Here is a 25623-nt window from a genome sequence, read left to right as displayed (position 1 = left end):
TTTGAACTGAGCCCCTTCGAGAGTCACGACGAATGAGCGACGCACTTAGGCGGGACTGAGAATGGAAATCCTTGGAGCTTCTTTAAAAAAATCACGCCAGGGATCCGTCTTGCGCTGTTTTAAATGTTTATAAGTTTTAGCCACCGTGTACTGATCGCCCCGTTTGGTTTTGCCAAGGTCCCGCCAAGACAAAGGAAGAGCCACACTGCTCAGCTCACGGGCTCGCAAAGAGTAGGGCGCTACGAACGTGGCTCCTCGCTCATTACGAAAATAGTCTAAGAAGATCTTCCCCTCGCGTGCGGCTTTGGACATAGAAAGGGTGTAACGTTCAGGATGACGACTTTTCATTTCGTAAGCCAAAGTCCGAGCAAAACTTTTTATCTGCTTCCAACTGTATACCGGGGCAATCGGCACGTGCACATGCACTCCCTTTCCACCGGAAAGCTTCACAAAACTTTTTAATCCCAAATGCGATAAAATTTGTCGAAACTCTTCCGCCGCCTCGATGATTCGTTTCCAAGGAACACCCGGCCCTGGGTCAAAATCCATCACCACCTGATCCGGATGCTCGACACTGTCAGCACAAGAACCCCACGCATGAAACTCAAGAACTCTCATCTGCGACAAAGACCCCAGCCCCTCTTTCGAAGCGACGGTCAGATAGGTCTCAACTTTTCCTTTTTCTTTAATCCGAATCGGCAAAACAGCTTCAGGCACTTTGCCCGAAAGATGCTTCTGAAAAAAACATTTCTTCGCCCCCTCAGGACAACGCAAAAGACTTAAAGGACGATTGGTAATATGGGGCAAAATCCAAGACGCCACGTCCTGATAATAGCGCGCGACCTGAAGTTTGGTCAGCCCTTCCTGGGCATAAACTAAATCGGTCGGATTGGTAATCCTCAAAAGCGGAGAGCCGAGCTCTTCACGCTGAACTTCTCGAGAGGACTTATCTTCACGAAGGCCGTGAAACACAGCCATTCTTAAAAGATGATCAGCGGTCCAGTTTGCGAAAGTGACCTCCGCAACAAGATCTGGCTTCACCCAATGAAGCCCCTTTTCGCGAGGTGATTTCAATTGAAAAGGTGAACTTCTTCGCTCTCGCCTTTTGAGCTGTCCCAGCAACTCTTTAAGAGTCTGCTCACTGTAACCAGTCCCCACCTTGCCGACATAACGAAGTTGTTCATCCTCATAAACGCCCACCAATAAGGCCCCAAAATCACTTCGAGCCCCTGGCGAATAACCTCCAATGACAAATTCTTGGCGCAGATGACATTTGCACTTCAACCATTGAGAACTTCGTCCTGAATGATAGGAGGAGTTTATTTCTTTCGAGACAATCCCCTCCAGTCCGTAGGCGCAAGCCGATCTGAATAAGGCTTTCCCCTGCCCCCGGATGTGATCACTGTAACGAACTCTCCCCTTCGGCAGAGAATTCAGAGTTTTTTTCAGCCACTCTTTTCGCTCTTGCAAAGGCTGATCTCGGAGATCCCTTCCCTCCAAGAACGGAAGATCAAAAAGGTAATAATAAAGATGTTGCGATTCTCCCTTATGCAAAGCCTCCTGTAATTTATGAAAGTGACTACGCCCTTCGTGGTCCAACCAAACCACTTCTCCGTCCAAAATAGCATTGTGCACAGAAAGGCCCTTCAATTCCTTCACTAACAGAGGAAATTTCGCTGACCAATCCAGTCCCCCTCGACTGAACAGACGAATCTTCTTATTTTCGATATGAGCCTGAATGCGATAGCCATCCCACTTCACTTCATGAGCCCACTCTGAACCCGTGGGTGGGGCTTTGACCAGTTCCGCCAGAGCGGGCTCGATAAAGCGAGGAGGTTTTTTGAAATGTTTAGGCGGATTTAGATATTTCGTGGGGCCTGGCATACTCGTCGGACTTTTTGATTAACAGCCACTGAGATTTTTTTCCCGCCGCTCGTTGTGTCTTAATCAGCACCCAACTACCAAAAAGCTTTTTTCCGCGAAGTTTAAACTCAAGATGCCCCTTCTTCAAACCCTGACGTGCACTCCCCACAGGTTCCCACGTCCCCGTATCCCAGATGCGCACAGTGCCGGCCCCATACTGGCCTTGAGGAATGACCCCTTCAAAATGGCCGTAAGATAAAGGATGATCCTCCACCTCCACCGCCAGGCGTTTCACCTTTGGGTCCAAGGAAATCCCTTTGGGAATGGCCCAGCTTTTTAGGACTCCGTTTAGCTCCAAACGAAAGTCATAATGTAAATGAGACGCGTGATGTTCTTGAACCACAAACATCAACGGCGAGGTCTTCTTGGGGGATTTAGACTTCTTTTTATGTAAAGGCTCTGGAGAAACCTTCAGATCTCGTTTCTTAATATACTCATGAAGAGGCATCTAAGCCCTCCTTCTGCCGGTTGAGCTTTTTGGGGCCGCAGAGGTCTTCTTCGTGTGACGAGACTCTAAACTTCTTCTTAAGAGTGGCAAAAGGTCCACCACATTGGAGGACTCCTCGGCCATTTCAGGTTTTTCAGGTTCCTCGACAAACTGCCCCTTGCCTTGTTTTACTTTGGCTTTGATACGTTTCATGATGTCATCGTAATAAGTGTCTTTATATTTTTCGGGTTTCCACTTCGAGGTCATTCCCTTAATCAAGTCTTCCGCCATCTTAAGCTCACGCGGATTAAAGGTGATGCGTTTGTTCACTTCATGAAGGTAATCCACCTCGTTCACTTCTTTCACCTCATGAGCAAAGCGAAGAAGTTCCAGAATCAGATAGTCCCCGCGGGGCATGATCATGGCCAAATGTTGTTTGGTCCGGATGACGATCTTACCCACGGCCACTTTTCGGGTGTCCTTCAAAGCCTCCCGCAATAGAAAGTAACCCTTTTCAGCCCCTTTTTGCGGAGCCAGATAATAGGGCTTTTCAAATAGCATCGTGTCGATTTCTTCAAGCAGCACGAAATCTTCGATATCAATTGTTTTGCTGGCTTTGATGTTGGCCTTTTCAAAATCGACATCATTCATAATCACAAACTGACCGGATTTATACTCAAAACCTTTCACAATTCTTTTGTAGGGAACTTCTTTTCCCGTCTTGGCGTTGATTTTTTGGTATTTGATATGCGCCAAATCTTTTTCATCCAAAAGGGAAAAGTGCAGCTCCTTATCCTCTTGAGCACTTTGTAACGTCACGGGAATATTCAGAAGACCGAAGCTGATCGTGCCTTTCCATATATTAGACCTCATAGAGCCTCCCATTCTTTTCAAGTTTAAAAGAGTTTGCAGACAAGACCAAACGAACGCGGGATCTCTGGCAAATCGCAGAGAATCCTCATGCCGCAAATCAAAAACTCAACTTGAGCCGCATGGAACGAAAATTGATCCTTCAAATTTGAATCGGAGGCTTTATGTCTTGGAAGCGAACCTGTTTTATTTCTCTGTCGACCATTTTGTCAGCAATGGTGCCTTTTTACGCAATAGCGACGCCCGTAGCTCAAAATGAGACGCCCTCCGTGAGCCTCCATGGACTTGAATCCATTGGTATCGACACCTGGACACAACTGCTGCAAAAGGGTCGAGAAGCCGGCTTGCCTGTTTCAGAACTACGTCCGCTCCTCCACGAGACTGTGATCACCGCAAAAAATGAACAACAGACCTTCAAAAAAATTCGCGAGATACTGAAGACGGCACGTCTGCACTCGGTCGACGACTATCGGGATCTGGGACTGATGCTTCTTGAACTACGCCAAGAAATGCGTCAGCGTTCGGACTTGCCCCTTAAGTCTCTGCAAGACTCTTTATATCTTTTGCAGCTGATGGCCGAAGAAAGTCTTTATATCGGCTCCAAAAAATTTACCAACTTCCCTCCCGAGATCAGCTTCAGCGATAAAGTCAGTACCTTTACAAAAACGGGTTCTCTGCGACAGTTCTCGGTGCAAACTGGAGATGTGGTCTTGTCGAAGTCGACTGGTTTTGGCTCTTCTAGTTTTATTGCATTAACCATGGATCATCCTCATATCTACTCCCACTCAACACCGGTTTATATCGACGCCAAGGGAGAAGTTTTATCCCCCGAAGCGGAGATTGAAGATGGCGTCAAACTGCGAAATATGCGCAAGGACTATGTGGAAGGTTCAAAAACACGCATGTACATCTATCGTTTCCAGGGAACTGAACCGGGTGTCCCTGAAAAAGTTGTCGCAGGAATGGAAAATCTGGTCGCGGAAATGTTTCAACGTAGCGGTGGTGACCCTTACAATAAGGCCGCCTTCCTCTATGATTTTTCAATGACTCCGGGTGAGGCCTCTACACGGGGACTTTTTTGTTCGTCCGTCGCCTATGAAGCCTACTCTCGCGCCGGTCTGAATAATTCCGCCAATCCCTATGAAAAATCCTTGTGGAGTCCCATCAACAAGGGCCGAGAAGTTCTTTTGCGCTCTTTAAATATGAACACATACCGAGTCCCCGCCCCCGGAGACATGGAGTTGAACAAGAACTTCCGCCTGGTCGGAGCCCGCGTGGATGTAACAAAACTGCATCAGGATCGTATTGAGATGGCCATCATTGATACGTTCTTGGCGGAGCTTGATACCAATAAAGAGGCCATGGCACGACTGTCGGCGGCTTTGGAGGGCGTGGCCTCCAAAAGTGTCGACAAAGAAGGTTTGCTGAAGATGGCCAACTCGGGTCTTCTCCCGAAAGAATTTGCAGACAAAGCGGCTTTAATTCAAAAAATTCCTGACTCGATCAATCTAAAACAGATGGCTTTCTTCGCGCTACTCAATGAAGTCATGACACCAAAGTTGCGTAGCATTTTGCTGAATGAAGTCAGTTCCCTTGAAAAACAAGGACGCCTCGTTGGCCCCATGGAACTTCGTCAAATGGTTCGCGCGCAAAAACAAACGATAGAGACAGAATTGACCGCCTTTGAACAAAAACTCACGGCGATAACCGGTGTCGGCCTGTGCGGAAAGGTCCTCTTATAAGGAGTTTCGCTTAAATGCGATTCGACTATTCAAAGATCTTTTCGCGCACGCTCCAATAATGTTTTTGTTTGCGAGCAATCACAAACATCGGAAGCCTCATTTGAGAGTGCAGAGCCAATGCTTGATCCAGGTTCTGCACCATGATTTTTCTTTCCGGCAAACGACTGTGCATACGAATGAAGTTAAAATAGAACGCGCGACAGCTTTCGGGAGTGTCGAAATAAAAATACTCTTTCAACACCTGCGCATCAGCGTCGTAATAGTGCACCTCAAGGCGAGGTTTTCCCTTTTTGTCCTGCGTTTTATGAAAACTCATACTTTCAACCCGCATGACATGGGCATCTTTAAGAAGCATCGCCTCTTTCAATTTTTTATCATTATCAACCAACACTTGGGAGCAACTAGCACAGGCTCTGGCGGCAATGTCATTTTCTTCCCCACATTGATCACATTTTTTGAAACGAAAACGGAATTTACATTTTTCAATTTCATGGGTGTGTGGATCTTCGAAGGCCCCTTGGCATTTACGCCCATAGTGCTCTAACAAAGTTCCTTCCTCATCGACAAGACCCCAAAAGCTGTTCGTCACGCCACACTGAGGACAGATTACTTCGACAGGCACGGCTTTCTCTGACGGTTTGTCTTCGTCAATTTCGGGGGAATAAATATCATGCCCCTGACCGGTGTAGTCCAAGATCAAGCAGTCCGTTTTTCCGGGACTTAAGCGAAGACCCCGTCCAATGATTTGCTGGTACAAACTCACGGACTCTGTGGGTCTCAAAATAGCAATGACATCCACATGGGGCGCATCAAACCCCGTGGTTAAAACAGAGACATTCACCAGGAACTTCAATTTTTGCTCTTTGAAGGCCGCGATGATCTCATCACGCTCTTGATCCGGAGTATCCCCGACCACCAAAGCCGCCACATAGGGAGGAAGATTCTGCATGATCTCAACAGCATGAGTGATGGCACTTGTAAAGATCATGACACCTTTACGATCAGCCGCCATATCCACAATATTTTTCACGATCAAAGGTGTGATGCGCTTTTGATCTTTCAACAACTCTTCAACCTGAGACATCACAAAGCGTCCGTGTTGTAACTTCAAGCTGGAAAAATCATAACAGGCTACCGGGGAATCAATCTTAATCGGCGGCGTTAGAAATTGATTCTTAATCAAATGCCGAATCGATAATTCATAAATACATTTTTTGAAAAAACGATCTTCGTCGGTGTGTTGAATCTTTTTAGAGGCGTGATATTGATAGATCCACCCCAACCCCAAACGATAGGGGGTCGCGGTCAGACCCAAGATACACAGAGAGGGATTGAATTCCTGCAGCTTTGAAATCACTTGCAGATACTGAGTCTCACCATCCACCGAAACCCGATGGCACTCGTCGATCACCAACAACGAAAAATTCTTAAAAAACTCTTCCGGGGCCCTGGCGATCGACTGAATACTGCCAAAGATGACCTTTTGATCCATCTCTTTGCGATTCAAACCTGCCGAATAGATGCCAGCCTCTAAGTCGAAGGAAAGATATTTTGCATGGTTTTGTTCGACCAGCTCGCGCACATGGGCCATAACCAAAACTCGCCCCTTTGCCAAACGAGCCAGTTCTGCGATCACCAAACTTTTTCCAGCCCCTGTGGGCAAAACGACAACGGCGGGAGTTTTCTCCTGACGAAAATGCCGGAGCGTCGCCTGAACAGCCTCGTGTTGGTAGGGACGAAGTTGATACATATTTTTTAAAACCGTCTTTAAGGATTTTTCACCGGAAAAGTACAAATAAACTCGCAGCCTTTGTCGGGAGCACTCTTCACCGCCACAGAACCCCCGTGGCTTTGCATGATGTGTTTCACGATGGCCAGGCCCAACCCGGTCCCACCCGCATCTCGCGTGCGGCCCTTATCAACACGATAGAATCTTTCAAAAAGGCGATCGAGATGTTCTTCAGGAATTCCTGGTCCATCGTCAATCACGCGCAAGATCACGGAGCCTTTGCTGTCACCTTCCCAGCGAATTTGAACCGATTTTCCCTGAGGAATGAACTTGATCGCATTAGAAACAAGATTGCGTAGAACTTGTTCCACCTTATGCGCATCGGCCATAAATGGAGGCACTTCACCAATCACACGGATGGAGATATTCTTTTCAGCCGCCAAAACCGTCAGCTCCGAAACAATCTGTTCAGAGATTTGTAACGGATGAATCAACTCAAGCTTAATTTCAGACTGAGATTCCAAGGTACTTAAACTAAGAAGATCATTCACAAGATCCATCAAGCGATCAATATTTCTGGAAACCACATCCAAGAACTTCCCCGCCTGATCATAATGACCCGTCTTCACGTCCTCTTTCAAAGTGTCCACGTAACCCTTGATTGAGGTCAGAGGTGTGCGCAGCTCGTGAGAAGCGTTGCCGACGAAATCAATACGGATTTGTTCGACCTTTTTAAGTTCTGTGATGTCATGGAAAATACCGACGACACCATAGATCTCTTTGGTCTTCTCATTGCGGATGGGGTTCACTGACACCGCAAAATAGCGAGGCGTGTTGTCTACCAAAGTAGGAAGCTTCACGGTAAAACGCTGAACCTTCCCTGCTTGCAATGCTCTTTCAAACCCTTCCAGAACATCGGAAGAGCGAATCGCGTCACTCAGACGCAAAACCGGCGCATTCACCTGGTCTGTCGATAGGAACTGAGCGGCAAACTGAGAGTTAAAATAAAGAATCTTTTCGTCAAGACTGATGCTGACCAGCCCTTCGGCGACGGCACTCATAAAAGCCTGGGACTCTTCTTGGGCTTGAAGATACTGCGCTTTGCGCTTCTTCATTTTGCGATGAATGTGATCCAGCGCCACGTCCAACTCAGAGACCGAATCCATCTCGTCATCAAGTAAATCCTCATCCTGGGGATCGACTAGATCGCCATAAGTTCTTTTGCTGGAAATGCGCAAAGCCTTTAAAATAAGACGATGAATAGGACGTGCAAAACGATACGACGTGATCGCCGCGACGATCACACTGAATAAGAAGAAATTCAAAAGGGCTTCATTATAAACAAAGGGTCGAACGCGATAACGGACATCAATGACTGAAATCACCGCGACAAACAGAATGTTGAAGGCCAACACCTGATAGAAAAAATACTTCCAATAAACTCGCCAAGGGAATCTTACAAATCGCTTCATGCGATTTCTACTTTAACCCGATATCCGACCCCGCGGATAGTCTCAATGCGATCTCCCCACTCCCCTAACTTCTTGCGTAATCCGAAAACGTGGGTGTCTATGGTGCGTCCAACCACATTAATGCCCTCACCCTGGATGTTTTCAATCAACTGTTCCCGAGTCAGAACACAGCCGTGGTTTTGAACCAGTGCCCCTAAGAGCTTAAATTCAGAAGGAGTCAGATGCAGGACCTCCCCATTATAAGAAATTTCGTAGGATTTAAAGTTCATTCGCAAACCCGCCAACTGATACTCCCCCTCTGCGGAGGTCGCAGGGGATCCCCCTTGAGCACGACGCAAAAGAGCCTTCACGCGAGCAATAAAAACGGACGGGTTAAAGGGTTTCGTCATATAATCGTCAGCACCCCTTTCAAGCCCTGCGACGATATCCTGGGGTTCTGCCTTAGCCGTCACCATCAAAACAGAGGCTTGAGGATTTTTGGCCTTCACTTTATCAACGATATCAACCCCACTGAGGCCCGGAAGCATCCAGTCCAGAACAAAAAGCTGGTAGTTGCCGTTACGATTCAGTTCGTTCAAAGCTTCTTCGGCGGAAGCGCTTTCCGTCACACGATATCCTTGACGGAGAAGATGCAAGGCCATGAGTTCCCGGATCTCCTGTTCATCTTCCACCACTAAAACTTGAATCGAACTGTCAGCCAAACTTGCCTCCGTGTCGAATGTCTTTCCCAGTAAACGCAAAGATCACATCTTCGGCGATATTGGTGGCGTGATCCCCCAAACGCTCCAGATTTCTTGCAATAAGAATCAAATCCAGGCCGGCATCCACATCGTCAGAGTGGGCCTTCATATGAGCAACGGAATCTTTGAAAACTTTATTTTTTAAACCGTCGATCTCGTCATCCATCAAAAGAATCTTTTTTGCCTGTTCGACATCACCTCGAACAAAACAGTCTAATGAACCCTTCACCATACGACCGGCGATTTCAGACATCTTCTGAATATCATTCAGTTGCGATTGAATCGGCTTACGACCTAGATAGTCCTTGCCAGAATAAGAGATATTAACAGCCTGATCACCCATGCGTTCAAGATCATTGTTGATTTTAATCACCGAAAGAATCAGGCGCAGGTCTTTAGCCACAGGCCCCTGTTTCGCAAGAACGTTCATGCATGCATTGTCGACTTTGATGTGATCTTCATTGATCAATTTTTCAATCACATGAACTTCTTCAAAAAGACTTTGATCACGAGACAGTAACGCGAGTGTTGCTTGCGCCAAAGATTTCTCCACGTGACCACCCATCAGAAGAATCATCTTTTTTAAGTCTTCAATTTGAGTGTCGATCGCTCTTTCCATGATTTACCCTCAGCGCTTGGCTTTCTTTATAATTATTTATGAAATAAAAACACCGCTTAACACGGCATCCATAAGGATTCTAACAGAATCTTAACACACTTTAAAAGAGAACTTGGGCCGCCAGTTCCACTTTAGAGCGATCTCTCGCTCCGGCAGCGAAATTATCGCCGTAACGGGTATGATCCACCGCCATCGCGGCGCGAATGTCGTCCGTCACCTGATATGCCAGTGAAGCGATCACTGTTTGCAGCTCCTTGCCATCCTCCCCCACAACCGGGTTCAGATAGTCATAACGAAGTAAAACCTCGGATTTGGGGCCGGTACTGAAAACCACATAAAGACTTCCCCCCTGACCGCTCACGGCCTCCCCCGAAAGAGCCGTCACGTCCAGCCCCTCCACCATGTTCAAATCCCGGATCGCATCGGCGGGATCCTTTGTCCCTAAATACTCAAGACCCATTTGCCACTCTTCTTGAATCTGATAGGTCACGAGGGCCTGGATGCGCTCTTTCAAACCCACCTCTTCCCCATACAAATCGTAATTACCTCGCACATAGTTCACAGAGAACGCCCAGGGAGACCACGGAGTGACTCGCACAAACAGTGAGCCCTCTTTGTGGGGACCCGCTTCCTTCTTTTCCGCCCCTTCACCGTTAGCCAAAGTAAAAGCCCACTCGCCCAGGTCTTCAGGAAGCTCTGACATAAATGAAAATCCCAAATCTGAATAATCCAAGTACTTCCACTTTTCCGTCATCGCCCAAGTCTCTTTTCCCAAGAAGCGATAGGACCATGTTTCATATTGAGCTTGCTGCCAGACCTGAGGGATCAACCCAACGCGCAGGGCGTGCATCCCTTGAAAAAGGCTCACAACATCCAAATGAGCCTCACGGACTTTGACGTCAAAACGTTCCGTGGACGAGGTCTTTTCTTCCGAGCCCTCAAAGCTGACCACCATCAGATTGTCTTCCTTAAGAGGAGCCTTTAAATCCACGAAGAAGGAGGGAATGCCAAAGGCTGAATTTCCACGCTCTCCTGTGGGAAGACTCCACACGGAGGCATTCACGTCCAACTCCCCTGAAATCTCAACTTCAGACAGCGCCTTGGCCTGACCCCAGACTAAAACGAAAAATAAAATACAAAAGATGTTTTTTTTCATGCCTCTCATGCTGCCATTTTTATATACTAATGCCAAGAAAGGAGAACTTTATCGTGTCATGTCGTGTATCCGCTATTGATATTGGCTCCAACGCCATTCGCATGATGGTCGCCGACATTGATGATCGTTCTCCGACCCTCCACGTTGTGAAAAGATTCCGAGCGGCTGTACGCTTAGGACACGACGTTTTTACCACAGGAATCATCACCCCGACCTCTCTGGAGTTTGCCAAAGCCACCTTTCATCGTTATGCGGAAACCAATCGAGAGCTCAACGTCCTTCATTGCCGGGCCGTTGCCACCAGTGCGTGCCGGGAAGCTAAAAACCGCGATCACTTCGTCGAAGAGATTCTTAAAAGTTCCGGCATCAAAATTGAGGTCATCGACGGGACCGAGGAAGGACGCCTCATCCACCTGGCCGTTCGCAAAGAATTGGATCTGGATAATAAGAAAACCATGCTGATCGATGTCGGCGGTGGAAGTGTGGAGGTCACCTTCTCAAAAGGTGATAAGATGCTAGCCACCCGCTCTTTCCCGATGGGCACAGTGCGTGTCCTTGAGAACCTGACCAAAAGAAATCTGAATGAAAGCCACCTCAACATTATTATGGGCGAATTCATAACCAGTCTTGGTGAACACATCTACAAAAACTGCGATCACGATCCGATCGATTTTGCCATTGGGACTGGCGGAAATCTGGAGTGTTTGGGAAAACTCAAAGTGCAGCTTCTAAAACGAACCCCTCATACATTTTTGACTCTTCAAGAACTTGGAATGATTATTGAACGCCTGCGCCCCCTTAAATTTAAAGAGCGCATTGAGAAACTGGGGCTGCGCCCCGACCGGGCTGACGTGATTATTCCGGCTGCGATGTTAGTACAAACAATCATGCGACAAGCTGAGACAGAAAAGATCTTAATCCCCAGCGTGGGATTGCGCGATGGACTGGTCTGGTCTATGAGCGCGCCTCGTCCTTAACAAACGACACCTGCAAACCACCCTGGGGTGGTGATCTTAAAATCATCTTTAAATGGTGCAATTCGGCGATCTTCTCAACAATCGAAAGGCCCAAGCCCGAACCCGCTTCCTTCTGTCCCTCCGGCCGATAAAATCTTTCTCGCACCCGCTCAAGAATCTCCGCAGGCAATCCAGGACCGTTATCAGAAATTGAAAACTCCTGCGAGTTCATCTTAAAGGAGATCTCAACGCCCGGGGGTGAGTACTTTAGACTGTTTTCAATTAAGTTCTTAAACATCACACCCAACAATAACTCATCACCCTCCAAAACAAAGGGTTCTTGCACGTCCAGGCGGACCTGCGCCCGCTGTCGTTCAATCAGATGTTTGAGTTCGTCTTGTTGTTTAGTAAAGACATCCGGCAACTGAATTGGCATATACCTTTGAGATTTCTGTTCATCCAATCGCGACAAAGTCAAAAGCTGCTCAATCAGATGATTGGTTCGATCCACACCGAGCATGATTTTGTCGGCTTGTTTTTTTAAATGCCCCTCATCCACTTCCATCGCTAAAATCTCTGCTTGAACTCGAATTGCTGTCAGTGGCGTTTTCAGCTCATGGGCTGCATCGGCGGTAAAACGTCGCTCCTTGTCCATCTGAGTGCGAATTTTCTCAATCAGACGATTCAACTCCGCCTTCAGGTTTCTCAATTCAAAGGGAACTTCCGTCGAAAACTTCTCTAAGTGATTGGGGTCTCGCTGCTGGATCTCTTGTTGCAGGCGAGTGAGAGGACGAAAGCCCCACCACAAACTTAAATAGGTCACAAGTCCTAAAGCCAGCAACCCGATCAGCCAGGGCGCCCAGAACTTCTCAACAACCTCTTTAAGAATTTTAGTTCTCACCGACGTGGGATAACCCGCCGAGGCAGAAAGCCCCGTCAGGGAATTGTGATGGGTATAAACCCGGTACTCTTCACCGCCACTATAAATTCTATAAAAACCGTCTTGATCAAACGAGCTCGGCAGAACATTCCCCCGTTTATCGGCGAAAAGAACGTTTTCTTCCTTATTCCAAACAACGAAGTGAATCTTGTACTCGTCATCATCGTCGTCTTTTTCAGAGAAACGCAGTTCTGGCAAATTCTGATAATCCATGGGCACAGTCAGCATCTGAGCGGTTTGAGTCATCTGCTGATCCAAAACTTCGTACAGCTCTTTGTAGCTGGCTCGTCCCAAAACAAAAATCAAAAGAATCCAACAAAAACTAAGAGCAAAAAAAAGTGGAAGAAGAATCCGTAAAAATAAGGACTGTCGCATTTACTCTTCCCCCAACTGATAACCCGAACCACGCACGGTTTTGATTATCTCTTTCCCCAGTTTCTTTCGTAAGCTATGCACATGCACTTCCACAGAGTTGCTTTCAATCCCCTCGTTCCAACCGTAAAGAGAGCTTTCCAGCTCTTCCCTAGAATAAATATTATGGGGATGCTCCATCAGGAACAAAAGCAATCTGAGCTCTTTTCCACGAACGTCGATTTCAGATTCTTTCAGCATGACTTTTTGAGAATCGGGAAACACCGTCAGATCCCGCCATTTCAAGGTCGCAACAGCGCGCCCCTGACTGCGTCTTTGCAAAGCGCGCAGGCGAGCGGCGACTTCTCCCAGGGAAAAGGGCTTCGGCAAATAATCATCGGCCCCCGAATCCAAACCTTGAATACGATCTTCCACAGAGCTTTTGGCTGTTAAAAGTAAAACCGGAATCTTGTTGTTCGCTGCACGCAATTTTTTTAGAAACTCAAGACCGGACACTCGAGGAAGACCTATGTCCAACACAATCACGTCAAACTGGTCTGTCTTCAGAGCGGACTGAGCACTTTCCACGTTTTGCACCCAATCCACGGTAAACCCTTGCTTGGTCAGACCAAGCTGGATTCCATCGCCCACAAGATGATCATCCTCAATCAATAAGATTCGCATACGTCATCTTCTTTTATATCTGTTTATCGCAGAGAATACCAAGGTTTCATCATGACAGCGTCCGTCGAGGACGGAGGCCACAGCAATGGTGCTGGGCCTCGGACTGACTCGCACAAATGTTTAATCTTCAATTTCAGATTTAACAATCGAGCCGTCTACGGGATTAAAATAGATTTCAACTTTCTGGCCTTCTTTATTGGTTCCATAGATCTCATAACATGTTCCAGGAGTTTTGAATTTTCTAATCTTATATCCGTCTGCTTCGGCTTTCTTTTTAAAGTCCGCCTCGCTCATCCATTTTTCTTTAGGCTCATCCGTGCAGTTCTTCTTTGCAAACGCCACGGAACCCGCCAAAAGTGCCACAGTCACAATCAATAGCTTTTTCATTTCTCTTCTCCTTAAAAAGATCCAGGATCATTCCTGTCTCATGGGTCTAGAGTGAGCCTGAATTCTTAAGCCAATCTTAAAACGAATAAAAAAACCAGCTCCCGACAACTTCTTGACAGAACACATAGTAAAACGTCACCCCTCCCACAATGAGACACTTATCTCCTGTGGACCTCGAACCATCTGCAATATAACCCCATCCCCCACCGCCCCCGCTGGCACCGCTCTTGCCTTTATTCAGGTTGAGACAAAACTCGAGGTGGTTATGAATTTCAATAAAACGTCCCTGAATGTCCTGGTTGCGACGGCTCTAGCTGGTGCTTTGACGGTGGGCGCGCCCTGCCCCGCGAAAGCTCTTCAACTACCTTGGAAGACGGCGTCCGCAGCCCCTCAAACTCAATCCTCTCAAACAATAGTCCTGGCCGTTGATGGCCTTAGCTACACCGCTTTCTTGGCTGCACAAAAACAGGGGATGTTTAAAGACTTCACGAATGTCGGCGCCCACGTCGCCCCTTTTCCTTCAATGACAGATCTTTCCTGGGCCACCTTCACTCACACCTCTCAACTCTTCGGCCCCGCAGGTCGCATTAAATCCGTCGAAGCCACTTATTTTGATGAATCGACACAATCTATTCAAGGGGACCCTCGCGATTACTATCGCCGTTTGGCTTTCCCTAAATATTACATGGGAGCATTTGACGCCTTCTTCAATCCTTACGTTGAAGCCCTCATGTACTTCCCAACTCAAGAAGTTCCGAAGTTAGAAATGAAAACCGTCGTGGACGATCTTCTCGCTGCCAAACCCAAAAAAGTTCATACGGGTTACATTGGAGCGATTGATTCCACTGCCCATACTCAGAAAGATCGTCTTTTCCCTGTCATCAAAGCCCTTGATACGGAAATCACCCGCCTTATTAAATCTAATAAAGAAAAAGGCCAAGACGTTGAGATCGTTCTTGTCTCGGATCATGGCAATATCGGCCGCTTCCAAGAAGGACAACCCGAACAAGAATTGATCGGAGTTGATATCGCCAAGATCATTGAGCGCGCAGGCTTTAACAACGTTCAACAACTCAAAGAACAAAAAGACGTCGCCGTCCCCCTTATGGCGTTGGGAACTTGGGGACCTGTGTACATGAAAGACCGCAAAATGATGAAAAATCTGATCCAAGAGTTCCGCAAGGAAACTTGGTTTGATATGGCGGTTTACGTGAATAGAAATACGGCTCAAGAAACCTTGATGACCGTCATCAGCTCCACGGGAGAAGCCAAGGTTCAGTTCGATAAGAAGAACAACCTTTATTACTACTTTGCCGAGGCCGGAAATCCTCTGCAAATCCCTCAGGAATTTCTTTCGACCCCAACAGCTCCTAAAGCCATCAAGGCAGCTGAGGTCTTTAACATCACAGCCAAATCCAACTACCCTGATTCTTTGTTCCGCCTTGTTGAGTCGGCTTCAGAAAGAAACTTTGATTTCCCTGACTTCATCCTGACTTTAAAAGATGGTTACTACATTCAGTCCTCCTTGGGAGCGTTCACAAAAATGTACCGCACCCATGGTTCCTTAACCGCAGCGTCCTCTTACGGACTTTTGGCTTCCACCAAAAGAAAAGTCCCCGGTCAAATTCGTTCCAAAGACATTCTGCCCTTCCTCGGAGTCGAGGCAAAAGATCTTTTCGGAAACACCGCGAAGAAGGATTCCTTGTCAGGAAAGGAATCCCTGCAAGAAGTTCTTGCTAACTATAAACAGGGCGTAGAAACACAAGCCAAAGACCTTTCACAAAAACGCATCTTCCAACATATCTCGCGCTTTGTCTCAGACACTCGCCCTTACTTCTTGGTCTCTGAGATGAAAAGCTTTATGGATGCCTTTAAGTTTGATCCGTTCAAACAACCAGGTGCCCAGTCCTTGTCACCCATGAATTTCGATATTTCAAAGTTCGACGTGAACAGCATGATCAGCCCCGAAGATATCGGCGCAGTGACTGACGCGGTTTTGACTTCGGGCTCTATTGAAAACCTCATGAACGATCCCCGTATTGAAAAGGTCAAAGAAAAGGTCGGCCTGCTTAAAGGAGCAAAGACTGCGACCCTGGATTTAAAACACCAAGACCTGACTGCCGACAATAGCTTCATCAAAAGCATCACCACTTTTGTGCTTCCCGCTAAACGCGCTGTCATGAAGATGTATCAAATGCCTTACTTACTTGAAAAGTCCATCGTCGTTCAGGAAAAACCCTTCTTGCCAGACCCTCGTGGCATCGCCTTTGCGCGCGAGTGGACTTCTTTAAAAGACAAATACGCACAAAGCCACAAAAGCCTCAACTCCAAGTTTATGGGGACCGCGATGGTGCAACAGCTTCTTCAAGAAACCATCAAAGAAGCTGATCTTGAAGACCGCATCTATCCAACACCTTTGACAAAGATCTATAACCAGAAGTTGGAAGATCTGACGATTGTCTACGTGCCTGGAATTTACAACAGCATCTTCGATAAAGAGATCTTCAGTCTGGGACTCAATGCTTTGAGTGATGAGCTGGGTTTGCGCGTGATTCAACCGCCTGTAGAAAGCACCTGCGCCAGCGATCTGAACGCTGACATCATTCTCAACTATCTTCGCGAAGACTTCAAAACACGCACGCAGCGTGGACATGCGACGCCTAAATATCTGATCTTGGGTTATTCAAAAGGTGCTGTGGATGCTCTTCATGCCTTCACAAAAAACCCGAGCTTTATCTCAAGTTATGTTAAAGGATTCGTGGCGATTGCCGCTCCTTTGCATGGTTCCAGCATCCTGAATACGACCGATGTTCCCTTCGCGCTGGTATCCGCTTTGTCTGAAAAACAAGGCCCTGCCGTTTGTCAGACCGACAAGACCGCGGCGAAGTCGATCACTCCCACCGCTATGGATGCTTTCTGGAGAAAGAACGAAAGATCTTTGATTGGTTTGACTCGCTATTTCTCAGTCACTTTCGAAAGTGATCCTGAAGATTCTCACATCTTCATGAAGGCGACAAAAATCATCGCTCAATTTGATGAAAACAATGACGGTGTCGTCACAGTGTCTTCTTCCAAGTTCCCGCAAAAATTGATGGCGGTGGATATGGGAACCGTCAAGGCCGATCATCTTGCCGGAATTCTTTCTTCTCGCTTCAATCAAAAAGCCTTCATGAAAGGTCTTGTGAACTCGTTGTCTGAATTAAAAATCAATGACGACAAGGCCAACTTAGCTTGGAACTCCCGCGTGATCCTAAGTGCTGCTAATACCTCGCCTATTAAAACTCAGACTTACTATCGCCTCAGTCAGGAGCATATGGCCAAGGTTTACTCTTTGAAAGGCGAGCATTTGGTGGACTTCCTGCCCTTCTCAAATACGTGGGAATTGAATCACCAGCTTCTGCCTAAAGTTGACGATCCTGCCGACAGCTACGAAGTTCAAACCAAACTTCCTCAGTCCCAACTTCGTTTTGAACCCTACTCTGTCCTGGACGTGCAAAAGCTTCCTGACATCATGGCTGGCATTCGCGTTAATCCCGTAACGACCGGAAATATGCCGCAAGGAATTCATATCAACTACAACCACAAGAACATGGTTCATTTCCGCATGGATCATCAGTTCAACTATGAATCCCGTTCTCCGGGAGGACTGGATGACAACAAGGACTTTGGTTACGTGACTGGGAAATTTGAGGGCGAAGATAATTGGGCCCTGATGAAGAGTAAAAACAACTCGATCCGCATGACAACCTTAGCTTATCGTTTTTCCCCTATCGACTTCGCAAAAATGAAGTTGAAGCTGGCCGTCACCAAAGGGGTGCAGGGTGCAGATCCCGTAAAAGGTAAAACCGGCAAAGACGATTCGGCTTTCCAAGTCTGGTTCACAGTTCGTCACGGCAAAGCCAACAACGATCGCACTCTAGTGGATCCTAAAAACGATAAGGTCTTCCTTTTCGGATACTACTGGGGTGATGCCGCTCCAGGAGAAAACCGCAAAGCCGGAGACATCTTTGAAAATTGGTATTCAAATAAGAACGTGGTTGTTGCCACTTTGCCTGAGGCAAAACAACTTCTGCTGAACAACCAAGATATGCTGGGTAAGGCTCAGCTTTATGAAAGAAACTTGGTGGAGGATCTAAAGCGCGCCTTCCCGGATAAAAACGTGAATGACATGGAAATCGTGGCAATCACGATTCAACATGATTCGAACGATGCCGGGGACTCTTCGGAGGCCTATTTCAAGGCTCTGGAATTCCTTCCCTAGTCGATCAGAAATTTCGGCGGAATCGCATACAGAAGCTGGGCCGTCCCAGCTTCTGCGTGTGCGAAGGATTCGATCTCCAGGGCGATCACACCGCTCTTCTTTAAATCAATAAAACTTTCCGTCTTCCCACTCAGAAGATAGCTCGCGAAAGAACTGAGATGAGGTTCATGACCGACAATCACCAGACGGCGATGCGTTCGCGCCTGCGTTCTAAGCCACTTCAAGAAAGCCTGCGGAGGACTGTGAGGAACTAACTCTGGGGCTTCCACCACCTTTGTCTCAAAATAGATCTGAGAAACAATTTCCGCCGTCTGACGAGCTCGCGTCAAAGGACTTGAAACAATTAGATCAACTTCTTTCACAAAATCGAGCAGACGAACACAGACCTTTTGCATTCGTTTGCGCCCCTTGAGAGTGAGCGGGCGCATATGGTCTTCGAGACCTTTTTTTACAAAGTCTTCCCGCTCCTCGGCCACCGCATGACGAATAATAATTAGCTCCACACGTCTACTCCGCTCCCGAATGATTTTCTTCAACCATGCTGATTCGTGTCTTGGCGATTTGCATCAGGGTCTGATGAATTCCGACCTCTGAAGAGGTTCGATGGGTGTAGGTTCCATCCGAATTCATCTGCCAAGCCTGACGCTGTTCTTTAATGCAAAGCTGAAGGATTTCCCAACACTTTTCACGAAGATTGCGATCCAAAATAGGCACAATGGCCTCTACGCGAGCATGAAGATTCCGATACATCCAGTCAGCAGAGCCAATAAAGAACTCGCCATCGACCGGATCTTTGGCACCATTTCTAAAATAGAAAAGTCGCGAGTGTTCCAAATATCTTCCAATGATGGAGATCACACGAATCTTTTCGCTCATGCCTGGAACACCCGGACGCAAACAGCAAAATCCGCGCACGATCATATCGATATCCACACCTTTTTGAGAGGCTGCATAGAGTGCCACCGCAATATCATTTTCTTCGAAGTTATTAAACTTGGCGATAATTTGCGCGGGCCGCCCCGCCTTGGCGTGCTCTGCTTCACGTTCAATCATGGCTTTAAAGCGCGTAAACATATTCACCGGCGCAATTAATAAATTCTGATAGTTGTTCTTTAATGAACGTCCGGTTAGATAATGAAAGAACTCAACCACATCATTGGTGATTTCATCCCTGGCTGTTAAGAGCCCCAGGTCCGTGTAAAATCTTGAGGTCGCCACATTGTAGTTTCCCGTTCCGATATGGCAATAGCACTTAAGTCCCTCTTGCTCTTGGCGCACCACCAAAGCGGTCTTCGCATGAGTTTTCAATCCCACAACACCATAAACGACATGAACGCCGGCGTTTTCCAATTCCGTCGCCCAATAGATGTTTCGTTCTTCGTCAAAGCGGGCTTTGAGTTCAACCAGGCAAACTACTTGTTTACCTTGTTCTGCCGCGCGGATTAATGAACGAATAAAGGGGCTGTTGTCGCCGGTACGATACAAGGTCATCTTGATGGCCAAAACTTTGGGATCGTCACAAGCCACACGAATGAATTTTTCTACCGAAGCAGCAAAACTTTCAAAAGGATTGTGGATCAACTGATCTGCAATCTTAATTGAGTTAAATATCCCCACGCCCTCCTCGGCAAATGCTGGCGGGACAACGGGGGTGTAGGGTTCAAACTTAAGCTTCGGCAAATTAACATCTGCAATGACTCCGAGATCTGAAAAATCCAACAGACCCGGCAGTTCGTAAATATCTTCTTCCGAAATTTCCAGCTCTTCCATGAGGAACTTCAGCATCCAAGGATCCGGGTGGGGGCCATGCTCCAGACGGACCACTTCGGCAAATCGACGCTGGCGCAACTCTTCTTCAATGGCTTCCAGCAAATCTTCCGCATCCTCTTGATCATGATCCGAATCCGCGTTGCGAGTGAGACGAAACGGCATCACGTCCAAAACCTGCATGGCCGGAAAAAGATCCGCAAGATTCTCTTTGATCACTTCCAGCAGACTTACAAATTTTAACGTCGAAGACTCTGAATCCACGCGAATCCACTGAGGCAAAACTTTGGGAACCTTGATCCGTGCAAACAGCTTATCTTCATTGTTGGGATGCTTCAAAGTCACGCCAAGCGAAATAGACAAGTTTGAAATAAAAGGAAACGGATGCCCCGGGTCCACCGACAGAGGCGTCAAAACGGGAAAAACATTTTTGTTGTAGTATTTTTTGACCAGGTCCTTTTCTTTCTCTGTCAGTTCTTTCCAAGTCAGAAGAAAGACACCCTCTTTTTCAAGAGCGGGCTTTAAAGATTTATAATAACAATGGGCCTGGTCTTTTAACATAGGGTTCACAAATTGACGAATCTCTTGAAGTTGATGCAGCGGCGTTTTGCCATCTGACGACTTCGGAGAAATGCCATACGCCACATGGCGCTTCAAGCCACCGACTCGTTTCATAAAAAACTCGTCCAAATTGGAGCTCGAAATACTCAGGAACTTCACCCGCTCTAAAAGAGGATTGCGATGATCTTCCGCTTCAGTCAAAACACGACGATTGAAATTCAACCATCCGATTTCTCGACTGCTGAAAAGACTTTCAGATGACAGAGGATGTTCGACAACCTTGGGCTTTCTTGTCGATTTCTTTTTAGATGTTCTTTTCGGCGAAGCCACTTTTGACGTATTCAAAGAATCCTCCTTGACTCCTCGTCTAGCTATTTCACAATAAAGCCAAATTTTTAGCAATGTCTTCTCAGGGAAAATGGCATGCAAAATACTCCGAAAGAATGGTCGCTTATTCAGATGATTCGCTATCGGGTCCAGCGTCAAAACGAACACACCGTTGTACCGCTGGGTGATGACGCCTTTGTCTTTAAGAACTTCCCTGGTTATTCAGTGATTTGCCAAGATATGATGGTTGAGGATATTCACTTTAAACTGGACTATGCGAGTGCTTTTGATCTTGGGCACAAAGCCTTGTCGGTCAATCTGAGCGATATTGCTGCTATGGGAGCCCAACCTCATTTCGCCCAGGTCTCGTTGGCTTTGCCTGCAAAAATAAACGAATCTTGGCTTGACGACTTCTATAAAGGCATGAGCAGTCTCGGCGACGAATACAATTGCGAAATCGTTGGCGGAGACCTTTCCGCCACTCATGATAAACTGGTCATTGACGTCAGCATGCATGGATCTGTTGAAAAACCTTTGACCCGCAAAGGAGTGCAATCCGGAGATCTCCTGCTGAGCAGTGGTCCCCTCGGATTGTCGCACACAGGATTACTGGCTCTGACCAAAAAGAAAGAAGGTTATGACGAGGCAAAAAGGAAACACCTGCGCCCCCTGCCGCGCTTGGATCTGGTTTCCGGCCTGCAAGAACGTCACGACAAAGTACACGCCCTGATGGACTGTAGCGATGGACTTATCAACGACGCCCTTCAACTTTGCCCTCAGCCATTGGGCTTTCATATCTTTTCGGAAAATCTTCCTCTTCATGCAGACACTTCGAAAATGTCTTTGGCGCTAGGAATTCCCGTCGAAGAATTTGCACTTTGGGGAGGCGAAGACTTTGAACTTCTTCTGGCGATCTCCCCTGACGACTATGACCTTTTCCCAGGCTGGCATCTGGTCGGGCAGTTTACCGAATCCCCGGGGGTTTTCGTCACGCACGCCGACGGCAAAAAAGAAATCACGGAATTCAAAGGCTGGCGGCACTTTTAAGCTTTCGTCTCAAAATGATTCGCAATGTTTGCTTAAGCAGGAGGCCCGGCCAACCGAAAAGACCAGTATGACCAGTCTTGCTCGCTACCATGGAAGATCACCGCGCTACATTCTCAACACTGAGGATGACAGCCTGGTCCGCGTGGCGGGTCCCAAACAAATTCCCTGGGAAGAAGGCACTGAAATTAAAAATGTCTCGTTAACAGGGCTGGCCTTCACAGCTCCCGATGACCTTTGCCCCTTGCTGGGCGAGGTCGTGAAGATTCAATTCACGCCACCCGGCTCTAAACAAATGGCTTGTTATGGAATCGTCACACGCTTAGAAAACATTTCTGAATCTCGAATGCTTGTGGGCGTTCATTTCTATAAACTCGAGATGTCTCAACGGATTGCCTTGGCTCAAGGTTTGGCTAGAAAATTCAAAGAAAACCAAGAGCGAGGCCACATTGACGATTTACTCAACCGTTCGCCGGCGCAATTCAGCCTGGCTCGCCTTCCCCAATTAGTGATGATGGGTCTTCTCGCCTTTCTTTGGTGCGGAACGATCTGGAGTCTTTTTCGTTTTGAATACGCAGGCCTTTATAAAATCCTACTGCGTCTTTTTTAGATTTACGCCAGCATTTCTTTGAGTCTCTTCGCCGCAAACTCACTGAACTTTTTAACTTTTAACGAAACTTCTTTTTGTTCGGGCGTCACAATGCTGACGGGAACCTCACTTCCACGCAAGCTTTTATAAATATGCACAAGACGGCCAGACCTTAAATGCTCCACACACAAAAACTCAGGAACAAAAGCGATTCCTTTTCCCAACAAAGCCATCTCCACCAGCATGGCCGGATTGTTTGCGGAACAGACCAAATGGGGCTTCAAAGTGATCTTCTTCCCCTCCGTCCCGCGAAAAACCTCCAGTTTTGGCATCACAGTGAGTCCCACAAAAGGCAAGGAACTAAACTGGGACAGATCTTCCCATTGGCGATAACGCTCCAAAAATCCCGGCGTCGCGACAAAAATATTCTTCACGACTCCCACTCGCCGAACCCGCAAAGAGCTGTCTTTCAGAATGCCAATACGAACCGCCACATCCACGGACTCTTTAACCAAATCAACATAAGCCTGCGTAAGAAACAGTTCAAATCGGACCTGAGGATATTGTTTTGAGAACTCATCCAGAATCGAAGGCAATTGTTTAATCCCCATGTCATCCGAAGCCGTGATCTTAATCAAACCCGAGACCTCGGCCGTGGTTTCACTGACCTCCGTGGAAAGGCTTTCCAAACCTTCAATCAAACCTTGAGCTCTCTCATAATAGACCCGTCCCATTTCGGTCAGTTGAAACTGACGCGTGGTCCGATAAACGAGCTGCACCCCCAGCTCCTTTTCCAGTGCGGACAAACGGCGACTGACCCGAGATTTGGGCTGGCGCAGCACCTCGGCGGCCTTGGTAAAACTCCCCGCCTGAACAAGTCTCACAAATGTGCGTATTTGATTCAAATCTAATTGTTCCATCATTGGAACAGTCTATCTCAAATATGTCACCTTACGCAATAATCCAATTACGACGATACTGCAGGGGTGAAAAACAACATAAAAGGAGAATCCCAAATGAAAAAGTTAATCCTGACCGCCCTTGTTACCTTGGCCAGCGCCGCCGCCTTTGCCGGAAAAACGATCCCCGAAGGATCTTATAAAATCGACGGCGCCCACTCGAAAATCGGCTTTGAAATCCCTCACCTCGTAATCGCGACGGTTGAAGGACGCTTCACCTCGTTTGATGGCGCTATTACCATCGACAAAAAATTGGATAAATCAAAAGCCAATCTCAATATCGATATTGCCTCGATCGATACGGCCAACAAAGACCGCGATGATCATTTAAAAAGTCCTGACTTTTTTGATGTCGCCAAGAATCCAAAAATGACTTTTGTCACAAAAAAGGTGGTTGGTTCTGCTGAAAACCTAAAACTGGTTGGCGACCTGACCTTGAAGGGTGTAACAAAGGAAGTCACTTTGGACGTAAAATACCTCGGTGACGTGAACGACCCTTTTGGAAATCATAAGGTGGCTTTCTCTGCGACAGGAAAAATCAATCGTAAAGATTTCGGTTTGACTTGGAGCAAAGCTGTTGAAGCCGGTCCCGTGGTAGGTGATGACGTGACTTTGATCATCAAGATCGAGGCCAACAAGCCTATCGAAAAGAAAGGTTAATATTTTATGCGACAAATGCCTGTGCTCTTTGTCGGTCACGGCTCGCCAATGAATGCGCTCGCTAAGAACGCCTTCTCGGAGAGTCTCCACAAACTGGGAGCCACACTTCCCAAACCACAGGCTGTTCTTTGCGTCTCCGCCCATTGGGAGACGCAGGGAACACAAGTCTTATACAACGCAGCCCCTCCCACCATTCACGATTTCTATGGCTTCCCCAAACCTCTTTTTGACCTTCAGTATCCAGCACGAGGCCCCTTAGGTTTGGCACATGAGACTCAAAAGTTACTTCCCCAGGCCACCCTCAATGAAAAATGGGGACTAGATCACGGGACTTGGTCCGTGTTAGTTCACATGTACCCTCATGCCGACATTCCCGTTTTTCAAGTCAGCCTGGACATCAACAAAACACCAAAACAACATCTGGAAATGGGACGTCACCTGCGCTCATTGCGCGAAAAAGGCATTCTGATCTTAGGCAGTGGGAATATCGTACATAATCTCGCCACCCTGAATTGGCACGAACCGACCGCCGCCTATCCTTGGGCTCAAGAGTTTGACCTGGCAGTAAAGAAAGCTCTCGAAGAAAGGGATGAAGTCACCCTGACCCACTTCGAAGAAAAAATAGGCGCGACATCGGAACTCGCCGTTCCGACTCCTGAACACTATCTCCCTCTGCTTTATTGTCTTGGAGCTTCCCAAACTTCTGATGCCATCTCTTACCCATACGAAGGTTATGAGATGGGAAGTCTTTCGATGCGTTCTGTTCTTTGGAGTTAAATCAAAACTAGATGGCGTTCCACTTCAAGAACGGGAGACTTCAACGGTTCAATACGAACCTTCAAGTCTTTAAATTTCTTGCGCGCAAGAACAAGCTCTTCCTCGATTTTTTCCCGGCGGGCTTTCAGCAAAAAGTATTTGCCGTTTTTCTTATAATAATCCCGACTGACTTCTAAAATCACATCAATCGGTTTAAATCCTCGCGCTGTCACAATATCGATATTCTTAAGCTCTTTAGGAATCTCGCCGTGAATCTGCAAATTCGGAGCAATCGTCTTGCACTGATTCAAGAAGATTTGCTTCTTCGGACTTTTTTCATACAAGTGATACGCGATCTCGGGAAACTGGATGGCATAGATCACCGCCGGAAGACCTCCCCCAGAACCAAAATCCGCCGCCGACTTCACACCCTCAGGAAAAAGCTTTAACGGCAAAAGGCAGTCAATAACGTGATTATCCATAAGCTCATCAAAGGTCATTTGACGACTGATCAAATTGAGCTCTTCATTGGCAGACCACAAGAGATCGATATAAGCCTTCAGCTGCGGCAAAGCCGCTTCCCGAAAACCCAACTGAAGTAAAAGAGGAATTTTTGCATCGAAGTTCATATACCAGAAGATAATCGAATTTTATGAGACTGGCCAACAAATCATAAAAAAAAGGCCCTCCGAAGAGAGCCTTT

The 25623-nt window shown here is 47.1% G+C and carries 22 protein-coding genes; 7 read left to right on the top strand and 15 right to left on the bottom strand.

Annotated features, from left to right (window positions below; translation table 11 throughout):
• Window positions 1-45 precede the first annotated feature (45 nt).
• From ligD to ACM64D_RS08435, 3 genes are read right to left on the bottom strand one after another with little or no spacing between them, the layout of a single operon-like run.
• Window positions 46-1884 (bottom strand): DNA ligase D, encoded by a 1839-nt coding sequence (ligD, locus tag ACM64D_RS08445; RefSeq protein ID WP_415062762.1) that lies wholly within the window; start codon window positions 1882-1884, stop codon window positions 46-48.
• A complete protein-coding gene (locus ACM64D_RS08440; protein ID WP_415062761.1) occupies window positions 1850-2371 on the bottom strand; it encodes a DNA polymerase ligase N-terminal domain-containing protein in 522 nt (173 codons plus the stop codon). Before ACM64D_RS08440 ends, ligD begins: the two co-directional genes overlap by 35 nt.
• The gene (locus ACM64D_RS08435; protein ID WP_415062760.1) at window positions 2372-3223 is read right to left on the bottom strand and encodes a Ku protein; all 852 of its coding nucleotides are present in this window, start codon (window positions 3221-3223) and stop codon (window positions 2372-2374) included. It abuts the gene before it with no gap.
• Window positions 3224-3384: 161 nt separating this feature from the next.
• Between ACM64D_RS08435 and ACM64D_RS08430 the strand changes: the two genes are divergently transcribed.
• On the top strand, window positions 3385-4962 hold the full coding sequence (locus ACM64D_RS08430; RefSeq protein ID WP_415062759.1) for a hypothetical protein: 1578 nt from the start codon (window positions 3385-3387) through the stop codon (window positions 4960-4962).
• 25 nt (window positions 4963-4987) lie between these two features.
• Here ACM64D_RS08430 and ACM64D_RS08425 read toward each other — a convergent pair whose 3' ends face one another.
• The 5 genes from ACM64D_RS08425 to ACM64D_RS08405 form a co-directional block, all read right to left on the bottom strand.
• Entirely contained in the window at window positions 4988-6712 is a 1725-nt protein-coding gene (locus tag ACM64D_RS08425; RefSeq protein WP_415062981.1) for a DEAD/DEAH box helicase family protein, read from the bottom strand.
• Between the two features lie 17 nt (window positions 6713-6729).
• The gene (locus tag ACM64D_RS08420) at window positions 6730-8163 is read right to left on the bottom strand and encodes a sensor histidine kinase (RefSeq protein WP_415062758.1); all 1434 of its coding nucleotides are present in this window, start codon (window positions 8161-8163) and stop codon (window positions 6730-6732) included.
• Window positions 8160-8864, bottom strand: a complete 705-nt coding sequence (locus ACM64D_RS08415) for a response regulator transcription factor (RefSeq protein ID WP_415062757.1) — start codon at window positions 8862-8864, stop codon at window positions 8160-8162. Before ACM64D_RS08415 ends, ACM64D_RS08420 begins: the two co-directional genes overlap by 4 nt.
• Entirely contained in the window at window positions 8857-9522 is a 666-nt protein-coding gene (gene phoU / locus ACM64D_RS08410) for a phosphate signaling complex protein PhoU (RefSeq protein ID WP_415062756.1), read from the bottom strand. Before phoU ends, ACM64D_RS08415 begins: the two co-directional genes overlap by 8 nt.
• Window positions 9523-9622: 100 nt before the next feature.
• Window positions 9623-10678, bottom strand: coding sequence for a hypothetical protein (locus ACM64D_RS08405; protein WP_415062755.1), 1056 nt, complete (start codon window positions 10676-10678; stop codon window positions 9623-9625).
• A gap of 53 nt (window positions 10679-10731) precedes the next feature.
• On the opposite strand from ACM64D_RS08405, the gene ACM64D_RS08400 reads away from it, so the two are divergent.
• A complete protein-coding gene (locus ACM64D_RS08400; protein WP_415062754.1) occupies window positions 10732-11655 on the top strand; it encodes a hypothetical protein in 924 nt (307 codons plus the stop codon).
• On the opposite strand, the gene ACM64D_RS08395 is transcribed toward ACM64D_RS08400, so the two are convergent.
• The 3 genes from ACM64D_RS08395 to ACM64D_RS08385 form a co-directional block, all read right to left on the bottom strand.
• Complete coding sequence (locus tag ACM64D_RS08395) at window positions 11633-12949, bottom strand: ATP-binding protein (protein ID WP_415062753.1); 1317 nt, start codon at window positions 12947-12949, stop codon at window positions 11633-11635. The genes ACM64D_RS08400 and ACM64D_RS08395 overlap by 23 nt on opposite strands.
• Window positions 12950-13609, bottom strand: a complete 660-nt coding sequence (locus tag ACM64D_RS08390) for a response regulator transcription factor (protein WP_415062752.1) — start codon at window positions 13607-13609, stop codon at window positions 12950-12952.
• 120 nt (window positions 13610-13729) lie between these two features.
• Entirely contained in the window at window positions 13730-13996 is a 267-nt protein-coding gene (locus ACM64D_RS08385; RefSeq protein ID WP_415062751.1) for a PepSY domain-containing protein, read from the bottom strand.
• A gap of 265 nt (window positions 13997-14261) precedes the next feature.
• Here ACM64D_RS08385 and ACM64D_RS08380 point away from each other — a divergent pair, with 265 nt between their 5' ends.
• Complete coding sequence (locus ACM64D_RS08380; RefSeq protein WP_415062750.1) at window positions 14262-18257, top strand: hypothetical protein; 3996 nt, start codon at window positions 14262-14264, stop codon at window positions 18255-18257.
• Here ACM64D_RS08380 and sixA read toward each other — a convergent pair.
• Together sixA and ppk1 are read right to left on the bottom strand one after the other, a co-directional pair.
• Window positions 18254-18760: a phosphohistidine phosphatase SixA gene (gene sixA / locus ACM64D_RS08375; RefSeq protein WP_415062749.1), complete on the bottom strand. Its 507-nt coding sequence runs from the start codon at window positions 18758-18760 to the stop codon at window positions 18254-18256. The two genes, ACM64D_RS08380 and sixA, sit on opposite strands and share 4 nt — an antisense overlap.
• A 4-nt stretch (window positions 18761-18764) precedes the next feature.
• Window positions 18765-20930 carry a polyphosphate kinase 1 gene (gene ppk1, locus ACM64D_RS08370; protein WP_415062748.1) on the bottom strand — a complete coding sequence of 722 codons (2166 nt, stop codon included), beginning with the start codon at window positions 20928-20930 and terminating at the stop codon, window positions 18765-18767.
• A 78-nt stretch (window positions 20931-21008) separates the two neighbouring features.
• Between ppk1 and thiL the strand changes: the two genes are divergently transcribed.
• Complete coding sequence (gene thiL, locus ACM64D_RS08365) at window positions 21009-21959, top strand: thiamine-phosphate kinase (protein ID WP_415062747.1); 951 nt, start codon at window positions 21009-21011, stop codon at window positions 21957-21959.
• Between the two features lie 67 nt (window positions 21960-22026).
• A complete protein-coding gene (locus ACM64D_RS08360; protein ID WP_415062746.1) occupies window positions 22027-22566 on the top strand; it encodes a PilZ domain-containing protein in 540 nt (179 codons plus the stop codon).
• Between the two features lie 2 nt (window positions 22567-22568).
• Here ACM64D_RS08360 and ACM64D_RS08355 read toward each other — a convergent pair whose 3' ends face one another.
• Entirely contained in the window at window positions 22569-23468 is a 900-nt protein-coding gene (locus ACM64D_RS08355; protein ID WP_415062745.1) for a LysR family transcriptional regulator, read from the bottom strand.
• 93 nt (window positions 23469-23561) lie between these two features.
• On the opposite strand from ACM64D_RS08355, the gene ACM64D_RS08350 reads away from it, so the two are divergent.
• Window positions 23562-24164 carry a YceI family protein gene (locus tag ACM64D_RS08350; protein ID WP_415062744.1) on the top strand — a complete coding sequence of 201 codons (603 nt, stop codon included), beginning with the start codon at window positions 23562-23564 and terminating at the stop codon, window positions 24162-24164.
• Window positions 24165-24170: 6 nt separating this feature from the next.
• Window positions 24171-24941, top strand: a complete 771-nt coding sequence (ygiD, locus tag ACM64D_RS08345; RefSeq protein WP_415062743.1) for a 4,5-DOPA dioxygenase extradiol — start codon at window positions 24171-24173, stop codon at window positions 24939-24941.
• Here ygiD and ACM64D_RS08340 read toward each other — a convergent pair.
• Window positions 24938-25549 (bottom strand): 16S rRNA (guanine(527)-N(7))-methyltransferase RsmG, encoded by a 612-nt coding sequence (locus ACM64D_RS08340; RefSeq protein ID WP_415062742.1) that lies wholly within the window; start codon window positions 25547-25549, stop codon window positions 24938-24940. The genes ygiD and ACM64D_RS08340 overlap by 4 nt on opposite strands.
• Window positions 25550-25623 lie beyond the last annotated feature (74 nt).

The sequence above is a fragment of the Bdellovibrio sp. genome (assembly GCF_047637665.1).
Lineage (GTDB): Bacteria > Bdellovibrionota > Bdellovibrionia > Bdellovibrionales > Bdellovibrionaceae > Bdellovibrio.
The sequence above is the reverse complement of the archived record's forward strand: the minus strand, read 5'-3'. Positions and strand labels throughout refer to the sequence as shown.

Bases quoted from the DNA above. Each gene is read 5' to 3' on its own strand.
- ligD (WP_415062762.1), bottom strand. From the start codon at position 1,884: ATGCCAGGCCCCACGAAATATCTAAATCCGCCTAAACATTTCAAAAAA.
- ACM64D_RS08440 (WP_415062761.1), bottom strand. From the start codon at position 2,371: ATGCCTCTTCATGAGTATATTAAGAAACGAGATCTGAAGGTTTCTCCA.
- ACM64D_RS08435 (WP_415062760.1), bottom strand. From the start codon at position 3,223: ATGAGGTCTAATATATGGAAAGGCACGATCAGCTTCGGTCTTCTGAAT.
- ACM64D_RS08430 (WP_415062759.1), top strand. From the start codon at position 3,385: ATGTCTTGGAAGCGAACCTGTTTTATTTCTCTGTCGACCATTTTGTCA.
- ACM64D_RS08425 (WP_415062981.1), bottom strand. From the start codon at position 6,712: ATGTATCAACTTCGTCCCTACCAACACGAGGCTGTTCAGGCGACGCTC.
- ACM64D_RS08420 (WP_415062758.1), bottom strand. From the start codon at position 8,163: ATGAAGCGATTTGTAAGATTCCCTTGGCGAGTTTATTGGAAGTATTTT.
- phoU (WP_415062756.1), bottom strand. From the start codon at position 9,522: ATGGAAAGAGCGATCGACACTCAAATTGAAGACTTAAAAAAGATGATT.
- ACM64D_RS08405 (WP_415062755.1), bottom strand. From the start codon at position 10,678: ATGAAAAAAAACATCTTTTGTATTTTATTTTTCGTTTTAGTCTGGGGT.
- ACM64D_RS08395 (WP_415062753.1), bottom strand. From the start codon at position 12,949: ATGCGACAGTCCTTATTTTTACGGATTCTTCTTCCACTTTTTTTTGCT.
- ACM64D_RS08390 (WP_415062752.1), bottom strand. From the start codon at position 13,609: ATGCGAATCTTATTGATTGAGGATGATCATCTTGTGGGCGATGGAATC.
- ACM64D_RS08385 (WP_415062751.1), bottom strand. From the start codon at position 13,996: ATGAAAAAGCTATTGATTGTGACTGTGGCACTTTTGGCGGGTTCCGTG.
- ACM64D_RS08380 (WP_415062750.1), top strand. From the start codon at position 14,262: ATGAATTTCAATAAAACGTCCCTGAATGTCCTGGTTGCGACGGCTCTA.
- thiL (WP_415062747.1), top strand. From the start codon at position 21,009: ATGCAAAATACTCCGAAAGAATGGTCGCTTATTCAGATGATTCGCTAT.
- ACM64D_RS08360 (WP_415062746.1), top strand. From the start codon at position 22,027: ATGACCAGTCTTGCTCGCTACCATGGAAGATCACCGCGCTACATTCTC.
- ACM64D_RS08355 (WP_415062745.1), bottom strand. From the start codon at position 23,468: ATGATGGAACAATTAGATTTGAATCAAATACGCACATTTGTGAGACTT.
- ACM64D_RS08350 (WP_415062744.1), top strand. From the start codon at position 23,562: ATGAAAAAGTTAATCCTGACCGCCCTTGTTACCTTGGCCAGCGCCGCC.
- ygiD (WP_415062743.1), top strand. From the start codon at position 24,171: ATGCGACAAATGCCTGTGCTCTTTGTCGGTCACGGCTCGCCAATGAAT.
- ACM64D_RS08340 (WP_415062742.1), bottom strand. From the start codon at position 25,549: ATGAACTTCGATGCAAAAATTCCTCTTTTACTTCAGTTGGGTTTTCGG.